This window comes from Streptomyces sp. NPDC060366, from assembly GCF_042725135.1.
Taxonomy (GTDB): Bacteria; Actinomycetota; Actinomycetes; order Streptomycetales; family Streptomycetaceae; genus Streptomyces.
On the sequence record NZ_JBHXDC010000001.1, the window covers coordinates 92944 to 109311 of the forward strand.

General features: G+C 69.7%; 17 protein-coding genes and 1 tRNA gene. 7 read left to right on the forward strand and 11 right to left on the reverse strand.

Annotated elements, in window-relative coordinates:
• Positions 1-24 precede the first annotated feature (24 nt).
• Positions 25-1539 (reverse strand): tannase/feruloyl esterase family alpha/beta hydrolase, encoded by a 1515-nt coding sequence (locus ACFWHU_RS00280; RefSeq protein WP_387222735.1) that lies wholly within the window; start codon positions 1537-1539, stop codon positions 25-27.
• A gap of 364 nt (positions 1540-1903) precedes the next feature.
• Between ACFWHU_RS00280 and ACFWHU_RS00285 the strand changes: the two genes are divergently transcribed.
• On the forward strand, positions 1904-2698 hold the full coding sequence (locus ACFWHU_RS00285) for an SDR family NAD(P)-dependent oxidoreductase (RefSeq protein WP_387222738.1): 795 nt from the start codon (positions 1904-1906) through the stop codon (positions 2696-2698).
• Positions 2699-2740: 42 nt separating this feature from the next.
• Entirely contained in the window at positions 2741-3340 is a 600-nt protein-coding gene (locus ACFWHU_RS00290; RefSeq protein ID WP_387222741.1) for a TetR/AcrR family transcriptional regulator, read from the forward strand.
• Between the two features lie 141 nt (positions 3341-3481).
• On the opposite strand, the gene ACFWHU_RS00295 is transcribed toward ACFWHU_RS00290, so the two are convergent.
• Positions 3482-4420 carry a zinc-binding alcohol dehydrogenase family protein gene (locus ACFWHU_RS00295; protein ID WP_387222743.1) on the reverse strand — a complete coding sequence of 313 codons (939 nt, stop codon included), beginning with the start codon at positions 4418-4420 and terminating at the stop codon, positions 3482-3484.
• A gap of 164 nt (positions 4421-4584) precedes the next feature.
• Here ACFWHU_RS00295 and ACFWHU_RS00300 point away from each other — a divergent pair, with 164 nt between their 5' ends.
• Positions 4585-5247: a TetR family transcriptional regulator gene (locus tag ACFWHU_RS00300; RefSeq protein WP_385793309.1), complete on the forward strand. Its 663-nt coding sequence runs from the start codon at positions 4585-4587 to the stop codon at positions 5245-5247.
• A gap of 162 nt (positions 5248-5409) precedes the next feature.
• On the opposite strand, the gene ACFWHU_RS00305 is transcribed toward ACFWHU_RS00300, so the two are convergent.
• The 4 genes from ACFWHU_RS00305 to ACFWHU_RS00320 form a co-directional block, all read right to left on the reverse strand.
• On the reverse strand, positions 5410-5874 hold the full coding sequence (locus ACFWHU_RS00305) for an HIT family protein (RefSeq protein WP_387222746.1): 465 nt from the start codon (positions 5872-5874) through the stop codon (positions 5410-5412).
• A gap of 178 nt (positions 5875-6052) precedes the next feature.
• A complete protein-coding gene (locus ACFWHU_RS00310; protein WP_387222748.1) occupies positions 6053-6757 on the reverse strand; it encodes an NADPH-dependent F420 reductase in 705 nt (234 codons plus the stop codon).
• 30 nt (positions 6758-6787) lie between these two features.
• Positions 6788-7831: an LLM class flavin-dependent oxidoreductase gene (locus tag ACFWHU_RS00315; protein ID WP_385793307.1), complete on the reverse strand. Its 1044-nt coding sequence runs from the start codon at positions 7829-7831 to the stop codon at positions 6788-6790.
• Between the two features lie 69 nt (positions 7832-7900).
• Entirely contained in the window at positions 7901-8272 is a 372-nt protein-coding gene (locus ACFWHU_RS00320) for a DoxX family protein (protein ID WP_387222752.1), read from the reverse strand.
• Positions 8273-8464: 192 nt separating this feature from the next.
• Between ACFWHU_RS00320 and ACFWHU_RS00325 the strand changes: the two genes are divergently transcribed.
• Together ACFWHU_RS00325 and ACFWHU_RS00330 are read left to right on the forward strand one after the other, a co-directional pair.
• Positions 8465-9106, forward strand: a complete 642-nt coding sequence (locus ACFWHU_RS00325; RefSeq protein WP_387222755.1) for a TetR/AcrR family transcriptional regulator — start codon at positions 8465-8467, stop codon at positions 9104-9106.
• A 360-nt stretch (positions 9107-9466) separates the two neighbouring features.
• Positions 9467-10714, forward strand: a complete 1248-nt coding sequence (locus ACFWHU_RS00330) for a hypothetical protein (protein WP_387222757.1) — start codon at positions 9467-9469, stop codon at positions 10712-10714.
• Positions 10715-10906: 192 nt separating this feature from the next.
• Here ACFWHU_RS00330 and ACFWHU_RS00335 read toward each other — a convergent pair.
• Positions 10907-10980, reverse strand: a tRNA-Pro gene (locus tag ACFWHU_RS00335).
• A gap of 102 nt (positions 10981-11082) precedes the next feature.
• Between ACFWHU_RS00335 and ACFWHU_RS00340 the strand changes: the two genes are divergently transcribed.
• A complete protein-coding gene (locus tag ACFWHU_RS00340; RefSeq protein WP_385793301.1) occupies positions 11083-11568 on the forward strand; it encodes a DUF309 domain-containing protein in 486 nt (161 codons plus the stop codon).
• A gap of 155 nt (positions 11569-11723) precedes the next feature.
• Here the strand turns inward: ACFWHU_RS00340 and ACFWHU_RS00345 are convergent, their stop codons facing one another.
• From ACFWHU_RS00345 to ACFWHU_RS00355, 3 genes are read right to left on the reverse strand one after another with little or no spacing between them, the layout of a single operon-like run.
• On the reverse strand, positions 11724-12389 hold the full coding sequence (locus ACFWHU_RS00345) for a lactate utilization protein C (RefSeq protein WP_387222759.1): 666 nt from the start codon (positions 12387-12389) through the stop codon (positions 11724-11726).
• Positions 12389-13831: a LutB/LldF family L-lactate oxidation iron-sulfur protein gene (locus ACFWHU_RS00350; protein ID WP_387222761.1), complete on the reverse strand. Its 1443-nt coding sequence runs from the start codon at positions 13829-13831 to the stop codon at positions 12389-12391. The genes ACFWHU_RS00345 and ACFWHU_RS00350 overlap by 1 nt, the downstream gene beginning before the upstream one ends.
• Positions 13828-14547, reverse strand: a complete 720-nt coding sequence (locus tag ACFWHU_RS00355) for a (Fe-S)-binding protein (RefSeq protein WP_385793298.1) — start codon at positions 14545-14547, stop codon at positions 13828-13830. Before ACFWHU_RS00355 ends, ACFWHU_RS00350 begins: the two co-directional genes overlap by 4 nt.
• Positions 14548-14654: 107 nt before the next feature.
• On the opposite strand from ACFWHU_RS00355, the gene cobF reads away from it, so the two are divergent.
• Entirely contained in the window at positions 14655-15431 is a 777-nt protein-coding gene (gene cobF / locus ACFWHU_RS00360) for a precorrin-6A synthase (deacetylating) (RefSeq protein ID WP_385793297.1), read from the forward strand.
• Here the strand turns inward: cobF and ACFWHU_RS00365 are convergent.
• A complete protein-coding gene (locus ACFWHU_RS00365) occupies positions 15388-16191 on the reverse strand; it encodes a cobalt-precorrin-6A reductase (RefSeq protein WP_387222764.1) in 804 nt (267 codons plus the stop codon). The genes cobF and ACFWHU_RS00365 overlap by 44 nt on opposite strands.
• Positions 16192-16368 lie beyond the last annotated feature (177 nt).

The following is a 16368-nucleotide window of genomic DNA, read 5'->3' on the forward strand; positions in this document are numbered from 1 at the left end:
GTCCCGGTCGTTTCGATCTCCGGATCAGCTGCCGGTGCAGCTGAAATTCTCGGCGTCGTCCGTGTTGCCGTGGCCTCTGTACCGCGCGGTAAGTGGATACACGCACAGCGGCCGTGTCACGCCGGTCTCTCCGTTCGGTCCCTCGCCGACGCCGAGAAGGGTCGTGGGTTTCCTGTTGTGCTCGACCCAGTTCACCACCGCTTCCAGGGCACTGCCGGGACTCGGAAGCGCGCCATAGTACCCGGCGGGCATCAGACCCGGATGGGGATGTGACCGTACGAGAGTTTCGTGTCCGCCTCCGGGAGCAAGGAAGAGCCGTGCGAAATCGCGGACCTCACGGACACCGCCCATCTTTTCCGCCAGCTCGCTGTAGTAATCGATGGTCCCTTGCACAGGTATGGAGGAGTCGAAGGTGCCGTGGGTGATGACCATCTTGCCGCCGGCTGCGCGAAAGGCGGAGAGATCGGGGTCTGCGGCACCCACAGTTCTGTCCCACTTCGCGACCGACCGTTCGAAGAGGTCGGCGAACTGCTCGTAGGTGAGGGTGCGCCAGTCGAAGGCAGGATCCTGAAGCACCCAGTGCGTCACCCATGTCAGGGCATCCGGGCTCGGCCGCGGTGAAATGGTCCCGTCGCCATTGGTCACGGTGCCGGCGATGCGATCGAGCGGAGTGCCGGGGAGCGGGCCGTACCAGAGGAACTTGCCGTCGGCGCCGCGCGGACCCTTCCAGATCTTGTTGATGATTTCGGCTTCTTGAGCGGTGAGCTCATCGCCGATCAACGTCCGGGCATCCACGTCGCAGGCGCGCCGGTCGGAGACGATGTGGTCATTGACGCCATCCAGCCCATCACACTTGGCGATCACCCTGTCGTTCACCGCCTCGAAGGTCGATTGCGGGATGAAGTGGTCAGCGGCATTCATCACGACCTGCGGCCAGACCACAGAGGGGAGCAACCGCGGCAAGTTCACCGCCGGCCAGAACACCGCGAGACCGTCGTAGTCGTTCGGGTAGCGCTGCGCCTCCATCATCGCCTGACGACCGCCGGCCGAACCGCCCTGGAAGTAGGAGTAGATGGGACCCTTTCCGTAGTAGGCGGCGATCAACTTCTTGGCGCTGACAGCTGTCTGATGGATCGACAGATGGCTCCAGATGTCGATCACGGACTTGTTGAGGGTGTTGTCGGGCTTCAGTGCGAACGCCCCGTTGTTGCCCGTCGTCGGCACACCGGCGTCGGTGTTCGCCGTGGCGTATCCGGCCGCCAGTGCGCACGGGTCGTACCGGCCGCACGGCTCGTCCGGCCCCCCGCCCGCGAAACCACCGCCGCCGGTGCCCACGAACCGCCCGTTCCATGTCGCCGACGGAAGGAACACCCCGACCCGGAACGACTCATCCGATGAAGGGTCGGCGACCGTGAGCTGCACGTCGCAGTACGCCGGACGCTCTTTCGTCGCACTGACCGACGTGGCGCTCTTGACCGTCTGACCGGGCAGGCTGAAGTCGATCAGGCCCTGGCACGAACGAACCGGCATCTTGCCCATTGGCGCAGCGTCGGGCACATGGGTACCGGCCGCTGGAGCGAGCGTGGACATCGCCAGAGTCCACACGGCCGCCAACGACGCCACTGGCAGCAGGACTTGACGACCCCTGCTTCTCCACAGCGAACCGAACGCGGAAGTCGCTCTTCTCATTGCCGTTTCCTCCTTGGGGCTGACGGAGTATCACTCCGACCACGAGTGCATCGTATGCCAACCTGGCACTTGGTGCCAGACTGGCATACGATGCTGGCGGCAGCCGTTCTCGTCCGGCTCGGGCGGACCGACAGCCCACACCTACCGCTCCGGCAGGGCACTTGACGGCCTGTTGGACGCGCCTCCAGACCACCCCCCAAAGGCAGGGACGACCATGAACACATCTGAAGCGGTACTCGTGACCGGGGCGAGTTCGGGCATCGGCGCGGAGTTCGCGCGCCGGCTCGCCGGGCGCGGCTACGACACCGTGCTCGTCGCGCGCCGCGCCGAACGTCTCGAGGCGCTGGCTTCGGAGCTGTCCGCTCTCCACGGCACTCGGGCCGTGGCCCTGCCGATGGATCTGACCGAACCGGGGGCGGGGCAAGCGCTGCGCGCCGAGACCGACCGGCTCGGGATCGATGTCGCCGGAGTGGTGAACAACGCGGGTTTCGCCAACCACGGGCTCTTCCGCAGCGAACAGCTCGATCGGCTCAAGGCCGAGATCGCGCTCGATGTCATCGGGGTCGTGGAGATCAGTCATGCCTTCCTCCCGTGCCTTCGTGAGCGGGGAGAGGGGTTCCTGATCAACATCGCGAGCATGGCCGCGTACAACGCGAGTCCCACGATGGCTGTCTACGGCGCGTCCAAAGCGTTCGTGCTCAGCTTCACCGAAGCGCTCTGGTACGAGGAACGAGGTTCAGGAGTCAAAGTCTTCGCTGTCTCGCCAGGTGCTACGCAGACGGAGTTCTTTGACGTGGCAGGTGAGAGCGCGAGCGGCGGCACGCGGCGGATGCCCGCGTCGGAGGTCGTCCGCACCGCGCTGGCCGCGCTCGACCGCCGCGATTCGCAGCCGAGTGTCATCGTCGGGGGCGGTAACCGGGTCACGGCCGGCGTCTCGCGCCTCCTGGGACGCCGTCGGATGACACGAACCATCGGACGCGTGATGACCCGCGCCATGTCAGGGAGTTAATGACCATCCGAGGCACCGGTGACGCGTGACTATGCTGACCCCATGACGGAGAGGGCAGGTTCTGTGGAGCGGCTGTGGGACCGGTCCCGGCGTTCGGTCTATGCCGAGATCACTCAAGTTGCCATGGACCTGTTCCTCCGCAAGGGGTTCGAACAGACCACGATTGACGAGATCGTCGCGGCCGCGGGCGTGTCCCGGCGTTCCTTCTTCCGCTACTTCGGAACGAAAGAGGACATCGTCCTCGGTGGTCTCGCCGACGAGGGCGCGCGGGTGAGCGTCGAACTCGCCAAGCACCCCGACGAAGAGGACCTCTGGACAGCGCTGCGCTCCGCGATCCTGGCCGTCGGAGACTCGGAAGCGGACGAGGAGCGCACGCTCGCGGTCGCACGGATGATGTACGGCAGCCCGTCCCTACGGGCCCGCAGCATCGAAAAGCATCTCCGGTGGCAGGCAGACCTCGTCCCTGAGGTGCGCCGACGGCTCGGTGGGCCGGAGGATACGGCCGACCTGCGTGCCGCAGCCATCGTGGCATGCATGATCACGTGCCTGGACACCGCCGGCGAAGCCTGGTCCCGAGCCGGCGCCGACCGGCCCCTCGCCGTCTACTTCACCCAAGCACTCGACGCCATCCAGGGTCGATAAGCAGCTCTCGCAAGGATCTTCCAGGAACTCGCCGGGCTCATCGGCACCGAGCAGGTGCGCCGGCCCCAGTGCCCCCCCCTGGCGATGCCAGATGCGGTGCCTTCCCGACGGTGACGGGGTGCCGAACGACCGGCCGTACTGTCATGGCCGCGCATCCGGAGCGAGGGCGAGGCGGCCGTTCACTGCGCGGCTTTCCATTCGTTCGTGAGCGGTGACCGCCTCGGAGAAGGGCAGGACCTCGACCTCCGTTTCACCGAGACCCGCGGCGAGCGCCGTCCGGGCCGCCTCGAGGCCGGGGCGGATCGCATCGGAGTGGGTGGGCAGGTACGCGCCGGCGTTGAAACCGGACACGGTAACGCTGCGCAGCCACAGGTCGTTGCTGCCGATCGAATGGGCCCAGTCGCCGCCGGCATTCCCGCAGACGAGCAGGCGCCCGCCCGGTGCCATCAGGTTCAGGCTCTCCGTACGCACGTTTCCGCCCACCGGGTCGATGACGATGTCGAAGCTCTCCCCGGAGAGCGCGTCGCCCAGCTCGGCGGAATCGACTACACGGTCGTACGGCAGCCGGCTGCGCCCTGCCGCCTCCAGTTTGCCCGCGCGCACCGAGCCGACGACGCGTGCGGCGCCGAGTTGCTTGGCGATGCCCGGGAAGGCCGCGGAGAAGCCGCCGAGTGCACCGTGGACGAGGACGCTCTCTCCTTTCGCGAGGTGGGCGACGCGGGTGAGGGCGACGTGGGCCATCGCCGCGTTGGGGAGCACCGAGACGGCGAGCGCGGAGTCGATGTCGTAGCCCTCGAGCGAGACGACGGAGGTCGGGTCCGTGAGGTACACCCCCGCGTATCCGCCGGTGCCGCCGGAGGCGGACATCGAAACGACCCGCTCCCCCGCCGCGAAGCCGGTCACCCCTTGGCCGAGTTCGCGGATGGTGCCGACGACCTCCAGGCCCGGCACGAAGGGTGCCTGCGGCATCCCGGGCTGATCCTTGTAGAGCCCTTGCCGCAGGAAGACGTCGATGAGCCCGACCGCCGCGTGCGTCACGTCGATCGTCAGCTGATCTGGCCCCGGCGCGGGGTCGGGCATCTCGGTGACGGTGAGCACGGACGGGGCACCGAAGCCGGTGGCTTGTACGGCCTTCATCACTTCACTCCTTCGAAGATCAATATTTAACGCACCCCACGATGCGTTAACTCGACGCTAACACGCCTTGCCGAATAGCGCATCATGGGGTGCGTTAGGCTTGTCCCATGCAGCAAAGAGCCCGGTCGGTCGAGGACAAGGCGCGCCGCTCGGAGGAGCTCCTGGCATCTGCGGAGGCCGTGGCGCGCGAGCGCGGCGGCGTGCGCTTTGTCACGTTGGCGGCTGTTACTGAGCGGGCGGGACTGCACCGCACGGGCGTACGGCGTTACTACGCGAGCAAGGAGGAGCTCCTCCTCGCCCTGGCCGAGGACGGCTGGCGCCGCTGGAGCGAGACAGTCCGGTCGCGGACCATGGGCCGCACCGGCCTGGCGCCGGAGGAAACGGGTGCCCTGCTCGCCGACACCCTTGCCGAGCAGCCCGTCTTCTGTGACCTTTTGACGCATGTGACGCTGAGCCTCGAAGGGGACGTCCCCAAGGAACGCGCGCGCCAGTACAAGACCCGTTCCTTCGCGGCTCACGACACACTCGTCGCCGCCTTGGAGGTCGCAAGCAGCCTGACGGCCGAGCAGCTTCGCGCTCTCGTCGCCGCGGCACTCTCCTTCGCCGGCAGCTTCTGGCAGGTCTCCCACCCGACACCCACGCTCGCCGCCCTCTATGAGGAGGTACCGGAGTGGGGGCACGTAGCCCTGGACTTCGCCCCGAGGCTCCGCCTCTTGCTCCGGTCGACGGCCCTTGGGCTCGTCATGGTCCTTCCCCCCAAGGAGAGCTGAACCGTCTCTCAGGCGGGGCTGAAAACAGCCGCAGGATGCAGCCCAGCACACGGGCGCCCGGCGGGTCGGGAAGCGGCTGGGCGATGACGAACGCGTCGCCCAGGACGCCCAGGGACCCGCCCCAGCTCCTCCGTACCGGGCGCTGGCGTCCGTGGTGGTCGGCTACAGGCCGGCTCTCAGACGCTCAACGAGTTGGCCGGCAGCTTCCTCACCGCCCCGCGGAGCCTCTGGCCACTCGTCAACACGTGTCCACCAATATTGCCGGGGAGTGCCGGGGTAGCGCGGCAGGAGGTGAACATGCAGATGAGGCACCTGATCCCCGATCACAGCTGCGTAGACGTGCTCAGCACCCGCGACGTCTCGTAGGGCCCGGGCGGCCGCTGAATTCCAACGCCCCACGTGCCCGGCTTCCTCATCAGTGAGATCGGCAAGCCCGGCTGCGTGCCGACGTGGTTCCACCAGCAGGTGTCCCAGGTAGACCTCGCCCGACTGTCCAGGAGCCCGCGGAGACACGTGCGAGACCACCACGAGATCGTCCTCGTGGACCGGCCCTCCAGGCATCAGTGTGGAATCCCCGTGCTTCCGGCAGACGAAGCAGTCACCCGCCCGTTGATCCTCACCTGTCATAGCCGCAATGGTGACCGACCTTGCCACTTCCGCCTACCCAAACGCTTCCGACGCCTCGATCCGCGCGGGCGGTCTGCTCGATCGTCCTGGGTCTGTGGGGGCGGGCCTCGCGGCAACGCGCGAAGGGCGCTGGGTCCTTGGCCCGGATCGGTCAAGGGCTCAGCGCCCTCCAACTCGGTCAGGCAGCGGTGGTACGAGAGGTCGCCAGCGCCCGGCCGCGCTTGGAGTCCGGGAACTGCCCTAGCAGTTCGCGCAGTTGCGGTGCCGGGGTGTTCGCGCCGAAGACCGGGGTGCCGGGCTCCATGCGTACACCTTCGGCGAGCGCTCCGGCCTCGACCGGGTCGAAGCCGAGGGCATCCACCAGCGCGGTGACGGTGGCCACGGCCCGGGGGGCGTCTCCCGCGACGGCGATGGCGCGGCGGCCGGGCGCCCCCGTGGCGAGATCGGGGCGGGCGCCGTCCTCCAGGTCGTGGTAGCCCATGTGGTTGAAGGCTTTCACGACGCGGGAGCCGGGCAGGTGGGCTTGGACGAGCTCGCTGGAGGAGGTGCTCGGGTCGGTGAGGTCGTCGCGGAATCCGTCCACCTCCCACCAGTAGTTCATCGCGTCGACGACGACCTTGCCGCACAGTGCCTCCACCGGGACGCTGCGGTATTTGCCGAGGGGCAGGGCGAGGATGACGAGGTCCGCCTCGGCGGCGGCCCGTTCGGCGGTGACGGGCTCGGCGCCCGGGGCGAGAACCTCCACGGTGAGGGCGATGCGCTCCGGTACGCCCGAGCCCGCGATCCTGACCTGGTAGCCGGTCGCGACGGCGAGGCGGGCCAGCACCGTGCCGACCTTGCCCGCGCCCAGGATGCCGATCGTCTCAAGGGGGCGAGTGCTCATTGCGTACTCCTTTGCCGCGGTCAACCGCGTTCAGTCGGCCAGCAGTTCGCGGACCATCGGGATGACCTCGGTGCCGTACAGCTCGACCGCCCGCAGCCGGGCGCTGACCGGCTGGGCGCCGCTGGTGTAGACGAGGTCGAACCGGCCGACGCCGAGTCGCTTGATGGCGGCGGCCATCTTTCGGGCGACGGTCTGAGGGGAGCCGACGTACATCGAGCCGTGCTCGATCTCCGCCTCGTACTCGCTCCGGGTGACCGGCGGCCAGCCGCGCAGGGCCCCGATCGTGTCACGGACGATCTTGTAGTGCGGCCAGTGCAGGGCACGGGCCTCTTCGTCGGTGTCGGCGATGAACCCCGGGGAGTGCATCCCGACCGGGTGCGCGGTGGTCCCGAACTGCTCGGCGGCGCGCCGGTAGAGGTCGATGTAGCGGGTGAAGCGGGACGGGTCGCCACCGATGATCGCGAGCATGAGCGGCAGCCCGTAGCGCGCGGTGCGGATCACCGACTGCGGGGAGCCGCCGACCCCGACCCAGGTGGACAGGCGCCCCGACTCGGTCTTGGGGAAGACGTCCGCGTTCCGCAGCGCGGCACGCTGGGTGCCCTCCCACGTGACCGGCTTCTCCTCCAGCAGCTGGACGAACAGGTTCAGCTTCTCCTCGAAGAGCACGTCGTAGTCGGCCATGTCGTAGCCGAACAGCGGGAACGACTCGGTGAACGAGCCCCGGCCCAGGATGACCTCGGCGCGGCCGTTCGAGAGCGCGTCCAGGGTCGAGAACCGCTGGTGGACGCGGACCGGATCGTCCGAGCTGAGCACGGTGACACCGGAGGCGAGCCGGATCCGTTCGGTACGGGTGGCGATGCCCGCCAGCACCGTCTCGGGCGTGGAGACGGCGTACTCGGGCCGGTGGTGCTCGCCGAGCGCGAGCGCGTCGACCCCGATGGAGTCGGCGAGCACGGCCTCGTCCACAACCTGCCGGATCGCGCGGGCGTAGGACACGGGACGGCCCTGGTCGTCCTGGGGGACGTCGCCGAAGGTGTCGAGGCCGAAGAGGACGTCGAGCGTGACGGCGGACATGGCGGGCTCCGTTTCGGAGGAGGAACTGGGTAGGGGGTGGAACTGGGCAGGGGGAGGCCTTCGGGCGGCTTACCAGGCGTACGGGCCGAAGCGGCCCCAGGCGATCACGATCGCGACAGCGAGCAGGACGATGTTGATGCCGACGCTCGGCCATTCGCCGCGGCGGGCGTGGGTGATCACCGCACCGATCATGATCAGTGCGACGCCGACGGCCGCGAGCGGCGTGAGCACGGTCGCGATGCCGGTCGCGGCCGGGAGGATCAGGCCGAACGCGGCCACCACCTCCAGTGCGGCGATGGTCTTGACCTGGCCCGCGCTGAAGCTCCTCGCCCAGGCCATCGACTCGGCGGTCTTCTCGTAGGGCTGGGCGAGCTTGCCGCCGCCGGCGGCGAGCATCGCGGCGGCGAGCAGGGCCTGCAGGATCCAGAGGAAGACATTCATGTCGGAGTCCGATTTCGTTCGACGGGAGGGGACGTGGCCCGGCGCGGGCCGCCGCGTACCGAGCGCTGCGATGAAGGGTGCAGAGCCCGGGGCGAGGAGCCGGTGGCGAAGCCTCGGACAGCATAAGCGGACTTCACCCCGGTTATATTCCGGTCGCCCGGACAGACCGCGGAGCGGGGATAGATTTGCCGCATGGATCGAACGCCCCTGCCTCTTGGACGGCCCCGCGCCGAGCGCGCCGACGCCGCCCGCAACCGGGAGCAGCTCCTGGCGGTGGCCCGCGAGATGGTTACCGAGCTGGGGGCGGACAAGGTCACCATGGACGGCCTCGCCGAAGGCGCCGGTCTGGGCAAAGGCACCGTCTACCGCCGCTTCGGCACCCGCGCCGGCATCTTCCACGCCCTGCTCGACGACGACGAGCACGCCTTCCAGCGCGAGGTCCTGGCCGGCCCGCCTCCGCTCGGCCCCGGCGCGAGCCCCTTGCAGCGACTTGTCGCCTACGGCCGGGCCCGCATCGCCTTCCTCACTGGCCACATCACGATCGTCCGCTCCGCCCTGGACCACCACCGGGCTGTCCCCGCCGAGGGTGGCAGCGCCTTCACCCAGGCCCATATCCGCATGCTGCTCGGCCAGGCGGGAACCGGCGTCGCCGACCTGGACAGCCTGACCGTCCAGCTCACCAGCGCCCTCGAAGGCCCTTTCATGATCTTCCTGGCGCTGCCGGGGACCGGGCCCGAGCCGAGCGCCGAGGCCGACGCCGCCTTCGAGCGGCGCGCCCGCCCGCTCGGGGACAGCTGGCAGACCCTCGTCGAGAGAGTCTGCCGCCGGGCCTGAACCCGTTCGCTCCGTGGCGCCGTGCGTCTTCTTCCGCCGCCCGCAGCGCCAGAGCCGCGAGGCCCGCGCGGGCCGACCGGCCTTACATCCGGCATGGATGCCGGCTTCGAGGCTTCTGCGGCCCTCGGTGGTGTCCCGGCGGGCCCGCGCCTGCTGCTGGTGGACGGCCTCGGAGAACGCTGCCGCCGACTCCCGGTTGCGGCACAGCGCGTCAGGATCACGGCCGGGGCGCGGGCTATGTCGAGCAGTCGGCACGACACGTGCAACTGTTCGGGGCCGGTATGTGTCTAAGGGTTACAGGTTGTCGTTCTGCTGAAAGACGCCTTCCGTTCAGCGATGTCCCGACAGAGGATTCCGTCAATGCCGACCCCGCCGTACCGACGCCGCGTCTCCCGTTCCGCCGTCGCCACCCTCGGTGCCGCCGGGCTTGTCGCGCTGGGCGCCGCTCCCGCTGCCGTGGGCGACGAGGCGCCGCCCTCCCTGGCCCTCGGAGACATCAAGCCGATCACGGGAGTGAAACCGGGGAGCCCGGTCGATCTGCCGGTCACCGTGGTGAACAACGGCGCCACGACCGTCGAGAAGCTGTGGATCAAGTACACCGCCACCCGGGGTCTCGCCTTCCCCGAGGTTCCCTCCAACTGCCAGAAGCAGTACGTCGGTGCGTACGACGAGATGCCCGAGCGGTGGATCGCGATATGCGCGTTCGACGAGGCGGTGAAGCCGGGCGTCGCCTACACGCCCCAGAAGCCGTTCGCCGTCAAGGCGGAGAAGCACGCCTTCGACGACGAGATACGGGTGACCGTCACGGACTACGAGCCGTCACCGGATGAGAACAGCGATCCGTTTCCGGGCACCGCACCGGAGATCGAACTGATCGAGTCGCCGACCGGGGGTACGGGGTCCACGGACCGGATCACGGTGCCCGTCACGTCGGTCAACACCGCCGACTACGAGGTGACGGGCGCGGCGTTGCGGGGGAAGCCCGGCGACACGGTGACGATGAAGGCGACTTTCACCAACACCGGCCCTGGCTGGGTCTGGTCGAAGCCGGGGACTCCGTGGACCTCCGTCCTGGTCACGCTTCCCGCGGGAACGTCGGTCGTCAAGCCCGACTTCTACTGCAAGGCCAAGGCCAAGGTGTACGACTGCGGCCTCACGACCCGCCCGCAGGAACACCTCGAGACGGCGACCTTCACCTTCAAGTTGAAGATCGACAAAAAGGTGGCGGGCGCCAAGGGCTCGGTGGCGTTGAGCAACAGGAAGCTGCCGTTCGACCCCGACAAGGCCAACGACACTGCCCCCATCACGCTGGAGGTCACCGGCGGGGAGCCAGGCGCGACGGGCGGTACGTCGGGCAGTACGACCGGCGGCCCGAACGGTGGCTCCGGCTCGACCGGCGGGTCAAGCGGCGGGTCCACCGGCTCGACGGGCTCGACGGGCGGGCCGTCGTCGGCCGGCGGTGCCGGTACGGCCACGACCGGCGGCAACCTCGCGGCGACCGGCTCCTCCGCCACACTCCCGATCGCGGGCGCGGCCGCCGCAGCGGTCGTCGCGGGCGCGGGCACCGTCCTCGTCGTACGCCGTCGCCGGGCGCGGCACGACAGCTGACGGACTGACGACGCGCGGCCCCTACCTCTCAGGATGGTGGCAGCGCGTCGTCCCCGCTCTCGGGCACCTCCCGGTACGAATGATCACCAACGGTGCCGTCGATCGCGACTGGTCCCCACCTGGTCCCCAAAAAAGATCAAGGGCCGGTCTCGGATTTCTCCGAAACCGGCCCTGATCTGCGACTCTCTCGAGTCGGGACGACAGGATTTGAACCTGCGACCCCTTGACCCCCAGTCAAGTGCGCTACCAAGCTGCGCCACGTCCCGCTGTTCTGCCGCCCGGAAGATCTCCCGGCGGCCACAGTCGAGAACTTTACCCCACGTGGGGTGGACGACGGGCCGGAGGCGGGATGGGGAGACAATCGGGGCATGACGGAGAAGCGGCGGGATCGGGACGTCGAAGGGCGGGCGCGGAACGCGCGGCCGCGGGATGGGCTGGGGCGGCCGTTGCCGTACGGGGAGCCCGGGGTCGAGCGTCAGCCCGAGGGGGTGGTGCGGGGGCCCGACGAGACGTTGCGGGAGGCTCAGCGGCTGCTCGACTCGGGGATGCCGTTCCACGCGCACGAGGTGTTCGAGGACGCGTGGAAGTCGGGCCCCGCCGAGGAGGAGGCGCTGTGGCGCGGGATGGCGCAGCTCGCGGTGGGGCTGACGCATGCCGCCCGGGGCAATCTGACGGGCGGGGCGCGGCTGCTGCTGCGGGGAGCCGAGCGGATCTCGGGGTACGAGGCGCCGTACGGGATCGATGTCCCGGGACTGACCTCGTGGGCCGGCGATCTGGCGGCACGGATCGAGGACGCCCCGGTGGACGCGGCCACCGAAGCGCCGCGCCTGACGCGGCCGATGGGCGGTGGGTGAACTTCCCGTGAGTGCGCTGAGTGGTCACACACGGCGCAGGCCGCCGCCCGGGGTGCCGCACGGCGCCCCGGGCGGCCGGGGCGCCGGTGTGCGATTCCCCTTCCTCCAGGGCCCGTTCACCCCGGGGCGGAGGAGCTGACCGCGTTTCCGTTCGGTCAGTCCTCGACCAGGACGACCTCCAGCGTGCGGGGGCCGTGCACACCCTCGACCCGGTCGAGTTCGATGTCACTGGTGGCCGAAGGACCCGAGATCCAGGTCAGCGGGCGGGTCGGGTCGAGCCGCGGCATCGCCTGCGGTACGGAGGCGACGACCTGCTCCGGCGCCCGTACCACGCAGATGTGGTGGTCCGGTACGAGTGAGATACGGCGCCGGCCCTGGTCGGGGCTGCCGTCCAGGACGATCGTGCCGGTCTCCGCGATGGCCACGGCGCAGGCCGTGACGACGCTGTCGACCTCGTCCAACTCCTGGGCGGTGGACGCCTCCCGGTCATGGATCCGGGTCGGATCGGCGGAGGCGAGCCACGACGGTGGCAGGCCCGGCGGCACCAGGACCGTACGGGAACCGTGCTCGGCCAGCAGGCGCATCAGCAGCTCCGCGAGCCCGGCCGAGTCGGTGCGGTGGACGACGGCGCGGTAGTCGGCGAGGTTCTCGGCCAGCAGGTCGACCATGGCGGAGTCGGGGGTGTGCGTGTCGAGGTAGTCGCGCGTGACCTCGGGGGCGTCGGGCGCGTCGGCGACGGCGGCGCGGATCCGGGCCAGAATCCGCTCGCGCGAACTGTTTCCCGGAGCGGCTGACGGGTCGGTTGCCGGATCGGTGGTCATTACGGCTTCTTCCCGTCCGTCTTCGGCTTCCGGTTCTTCTTCCACCAGTCCCGGAACGGCTCCGCCGGCATCTCCGGCAGTTCCCTGGTCCGCGTCCACGCGCCCGCACCTGGCAGCTTCGACGGGTGCAGCTTGCGGGTCTTGGACGCGACCCGCTCCCCCGTCCCCAGTACGCCGGGATGGTCGAGCACCCAACCCGCCGCCTTCATCGCGGCCTTTTCGAGCCGGTGGCCCTTGCCGCCCTGGTCGGCGACCCGCTCGCGCAGATGGACCAGTACCTCGGGGATGTCGATCGCGACGGGACACACCTCGTAACAGGCGCCGCAGAGCGACGAGGCGTACGGCAGTGAGGCGTCGATCTCGCTCTGCGTGCCCCGGAGTTGGGGGCTGAGGATCGCGCCGATCGGCCCGGGATAGACGGAGCCGTACGCGTGCCCGCCGGCCCGCTCGTACACCGGGCAGACGTTGAGACACGCCGAGCAGCGGATGCAGCGCAGCGCCTGGCGGCCGACCTCGTCGGCGAGGGTGTCGGTGCGGCCGTTGTCGAGGAGGACGAGGTGGAAGGTACGCGGCCCGTCACCGTCGGCGGTGCCCGTCCAGGTCGAGGTGTACGGGTTCATCCGCTCGGCCGTCGACGAGCGCGGCAGCGTCTGGAGGAACACCTCCAGATCGCGCCAGGTCGGCACCACTTTCTCGATGCCGACCACGGAGATCAGCGTCTCGGGCAGGGTGAGACACATCCGGCCGTTGCCCTCGGACTCGAATACGACGAGCGTGCCGGTCTCGGCGACCATGAAGTTGGCGCCGGAGATGCCGACCTTCGCCCGCAGGAACTTCTCCCGGAGATGGAGCCGTGCGGCCTCGGCGAGGTCCGCCGGGGTGTCGGAGAGCCCGTGGGGTGCGGCGCGCCCCCAGTCGGCCATCTTCTCGCGGAAGATGTCGCGGATCTCGCCGCGGTTGCGGTGGATGGCGGGGACGAGGATGTGGGAGGGCCGGTCGTCGCCGAGTTGGACGATCAGTTCGGCGAGATCGGTCTCGTACGCCGCGATACCTTCGGCCTCCAGGGCCTCGTTGAGGCCGATCTCCTGGGTGGCCATCGACTTGACCTTGACGACCTCGCGCTCACCGGTGGCCTTGACGAGGTCGGCGACGATCCGGTTGGCCTCGTCGGCGTCGGCGGCCCAGTGGACGGTGCCGCCCGCCGCGGTGACCTGAGTCTCCAACTGGACCAGATAGCGGTCGAGATGGCGCAGCGTGTGGTCCTTGATCTGCTTCCCGGCCTCGCGCAGCTCGGCCCAGTCGTCGAGTTCGGCCACCGCCTTGGCGCGCTTGTCGCGGATGGTGTGGGTGGCGTGGCGCAGATTGCCGCGCAGGGTCTTGTTGTGCACGGCCTCCTTGGCCGCCCGCGGGAAGGACGGCATACCGACGAACGTCCCGCTCATACGAGGGGCTCCTCTCGGGTGCTCGCCAGGATGTCGGCGAGATGCAGGGCGCGCAGCGGAGCTTCTTCCCGGCGCAGGACGCCCCCGATGTGCATCAGGCAGGAGTTGTCGGCGCCGCACAGGACGTCGGCGCCGGTGGAGACGGCGTTGCTGACCTTGTCCTGGCCCATGGCGGTCGATACATCGGAGTTCTTGAGGGCGAAGGTGCCGCCGAATCCGCAGCATTCGTCGGCGCCGGGCAGTTCGCGCAGCTCCAGTCCGTCGACGGCTTCCAGGAGGCGGCGTGGTCTGTCCCCGAGGCCGAGGAGGCGCAGACCGTGGCAGGACGGGTGGTAGGTCACCGTGTGCGGGAAGTAGGCGCCGACGTCGGTCACTTGCAGGACGTCGACGAGGAATTCGGTCAGCTCGTAGGTGCGGGAGGCTAGGGAGGCGGCGGAGGCGTCGCCGATCTTCGGATAGTGCTGCCGGACCATGGCGGCACAGGATCCGGAGGGGGTGACGACATACTCGTACCCCTCGAAGGCGGCGGCCGTGCGGCGCACGAGCGGCTCGGTCTGCGCGCGGTAGCCGGTGTTGAACTGGGGCTGCCCGCAACAGGTCTGCGCCTCGGGGAAATCGACCTCCACTCCGAGGCGTTCGAGGAGCCGCACGGTCGCGATCCCGGTGGACGGATACACCGCGTCGTTGACGCAGGTGACGAAGAGGGCGACACGCATGGCCGGAGCATATGCGGTGACCTGCGGCGAACGTAAGACCCGCGCAGTCATCCGATGTATCTACGCGGGCGGTGGAGCTTCCCGTGTCATGAGGCAGACTCGGCCCGGTGAGACAGATCTATGTGATCGGCATCGGCGCGGGCGACCCGGACCAGCTGACCCTCCAGGCGGTCAAGGCGCTGAACCGGGTGGACGTGTTCTTCCTCCTCGACAAGGGCGAGGCGAAAGCGGACCTGATCGGGCTGCGGCACGGCATCCTCGCCGAGCACATCGCCGAGGGCCGGGAGTACCGGCTGGTCGAGGCGCGTGACCCGGAGCGGAACCGGACGGCGGGCGGCGCCGACTACTCCCCCGCCGTCGGCGACTGGCGCAGCCGCAGGGCCGACATCTACGAGCGGATGATCGCCGACGAGCTGGGCGAGGACCAGGTCGGGGCGTTCCTGGTGTGGGGCGATCCCGCGCTGTACGACTCCACGCTCGGCATCCTGGACGAGATCCTGGCGCGCGGCACGGTCGGCTTCGAGCACGAGGTGATCCCCGGCATCAGCAGCGTCTCGGCGCTGCTGGCCAAGCACCGCACGGGGCTGAACCGGGTGGCGCGCCCGGTGCAGATCACCACGGGCCGGCGGCTGGCTGAGGCGTGGCCGGAGGGGGTGGACGACGTGGTGGTGATGCTGGACGGGCACCAGTCGTTCCGCCACTACCTGGCGGAGGACCCGGTCATCCACTGGGGCGCGTACGTCGGGACGGCGGACGAGATCCTGGTGTCGGGGCGGCTGTCCGAGGTCGCGGACCGGATCGTGGAGCTACGGGCGGAGGCCCGCGCCCGCAAGGGCTGGATCATGGACACGTATCTGCTGCGGCGGGACACGCCCCGGGACTGAGCCCGAGCCGGGTGAGTGCGGCTCGTACGTCGGGGACTTCCGGTACGCCCTCGGGCGCGGGCGGCCGTTCGACCATCACCACGGACAGGCCGAGTTCGCGGGCGGCGGTGAGTTTCGCGGCGGTGGCCGGTCCGCCGCTGTCCTTGGTGACCAGGGCATCCACGCGGTGTTCCAGCAGGAGCGCGGTCTCGCCTTCGAGGGTGTAAGGGCCCCGGTCGAGCAGGATGTGGGTGCTGCGGGGCAGGGGCGGCTCGGGCGGTTCCACGGTGCGTACGAGGAAGTGCAGCCCGTCCAGTTCGGGACCCGCGAAGGCGGCGAGACCCTGACGGCCGGTGGTGACGAAGACGCGGCGCGCGCCGAGGGCCGGGAGCAGCGCGGCAGCGTCCGCGAGGGAGCGGACGGGGTGGCGACGGTCGCGCGGGTTGGCCGGCCAGCCGGGCCTGCGCAGCGCGAACAGTTCGGTGCCGGAGGCTGCTGCCGCCTGGGCGGCATGGGCGCTGATGGTGGCGGCGAAGGGGTGTGTGGCGTCCACGAGTACGTCGATACGGTGCCCACGGAGCCACGCGGCGAGCGCGTCGGGCCCGCCGAAGCCACCGACGCGGACGTCCCCGGCGGGGGTGCTCGGGTTCGTGACGCGCCCGGCGAGTGAGGTGGTGACGCGCACGTGCGGGGCTTCGGCGGCGAGCACGTCGGCGAGGCGCCGGGCCTCGGTGGTGCCGCCGAGGATCAGTACGCGCAGGTCGTGGTGGCCGTCGGACATACGGCCGAGGCTACGGGGGCGGTACGGGTGCGGGAGCGCGGGCCCCGGCGCGTACGGCAGCCCAGTCGGTGTCGCACATGCGGCCCAGGACATAGCGGAGCCGGTCCCGCTGCTCATGGCGGAGGCGGGGAGTTCCATGCCGGTAGGGGGTGCGATGAACTCTCAGACATCGGAGGG

What these genes read in the sequence shown, in the direction of transcription:
- ACFWHU_RS00350 (WP_387222761.1), bottom strand. Translation starts at nt 13,831, where the DNA reads ATGAGCGGGACGTTCGTCGGTATGCCGTCCTTCCCGCGGGCGGCCAAG.
- ACFWHU_RS00295 (WP_387222743.1), bottom strand. Translation starts at nt 4,420, where the DNA reads ATGCCCGACCCCGCGCCGGGGCCAGATCAGCTGACGATCGACGTGACG.
- ACFWHU_RS00330 (WP_387222757.1), top strand. Translation starts at nt 9,467, where the DNA reads ATGCCGACCCCGCCGTACCGACGCCGCGTCTCCCGTTCCGCCGTCGCC.
- ACFWHU_RS00340 (WP_385793301.1), top strand. Translation starts at nt 11,083, where the DNA reads ATGACGGAGAAGCGGCGGGATCGGGACGTCGAAGGGCGGGCGCGGAAC.
- ACFWHU_RS00345 (WP_387222759.1), bottom strand. Translation starts at nt 12,389, where the DNA reads ATGACCACCGATCCGGCAACCGACCCGTCAGCCGCTCCGGGAAACAGT.
- ACFWHU_RS00320 (WP_387222752.1), bottom strand. Translation starts at nt 8,272, where the DNA reads ATGAATGTCTTCCTCTGGATCCTGCAGGCCCTGCTCGCCGCCGCGATG.
- ACFWHU_RS00305 (WP_387222746.1), bottom strand. Translation starts at nt 5,874, where the DNA reads ATGACAGGTGAGGATCAACGGGCGGGTGACTGCTTCGTCTGCCGGAAG.
- ACFWHU_RS00300 (WP_385793309.1), top strand. Translation starts at nt 4,585, where the DNA reads ATGCAGCAAAGAGCCCGGTCGGTCGAGGACAAGGCGCGCCGCTCGGAG.
- ACFWHU_RS00310 (WP_387222748.1), bottom strand. Translation starts at nt 6,757, where the DNA reads ATGAGCACTCGCCCCCTTGAGACGATCGGCATCCTGGGCGCGGGCAAG.
- ACFWHU_RS00325 (WP_387222755.1), top strand. Translation starts at nt 8,465, where the DNA reads ATGGATCGAACGCCCCTGCCTCTTGGACGGCCCCGCGCCGAGCGCGCC.
- ACFWHU_RS00315 (WP_385793307.1), bottom strand. Translation starts at nt 7,831, where the DNA reads ATGTCCGCCGTCACGCTCGACGTCCTCTTCGGCCTCGACACCTTCGGC.
- ACFWHU_RS00365 (WP_387222764.1), bottom strand. Translation starts at nt 16,191, where the DNA reads ATGTCCGACGGCCACCACGACCTGCGCGTACTGATCCTCGGCGGCACC.
- ACFWHU_RS00285 (WP_387222738.1), top strand. Translation starts at nt 1,904, where the DNA reads ATGAACACATCTGAAGCGGTACTCGTGACCGGGGCGAGTTCGGGCATC.
- ACFWHU_RS00280 (WP_387222735.1), bottom strand. Translation starts at nt 1,539, where the DNA reads ATGGGCAAGATGCCGGTTCGTTCGTGCCAGGGCCTGATCGACTTCAGC.
- ACFWHU_RS00290 (WP_387222741.1), top strand. Translation starts at nt 2,741, where the DNA reads ATGACGGAGAGGGCAGGTTCTGTGGAGCGGCTGTGGGACCGGTCCCGG.
- ACFWHU_RS00355 (WP_385793298.1), bottom strand. Translation starts at nt 14,547, where the DNA reads ATGCGTGTCGCCCTCTTCGTCACCTGCGTCAACGACGCGGTGTATCCG.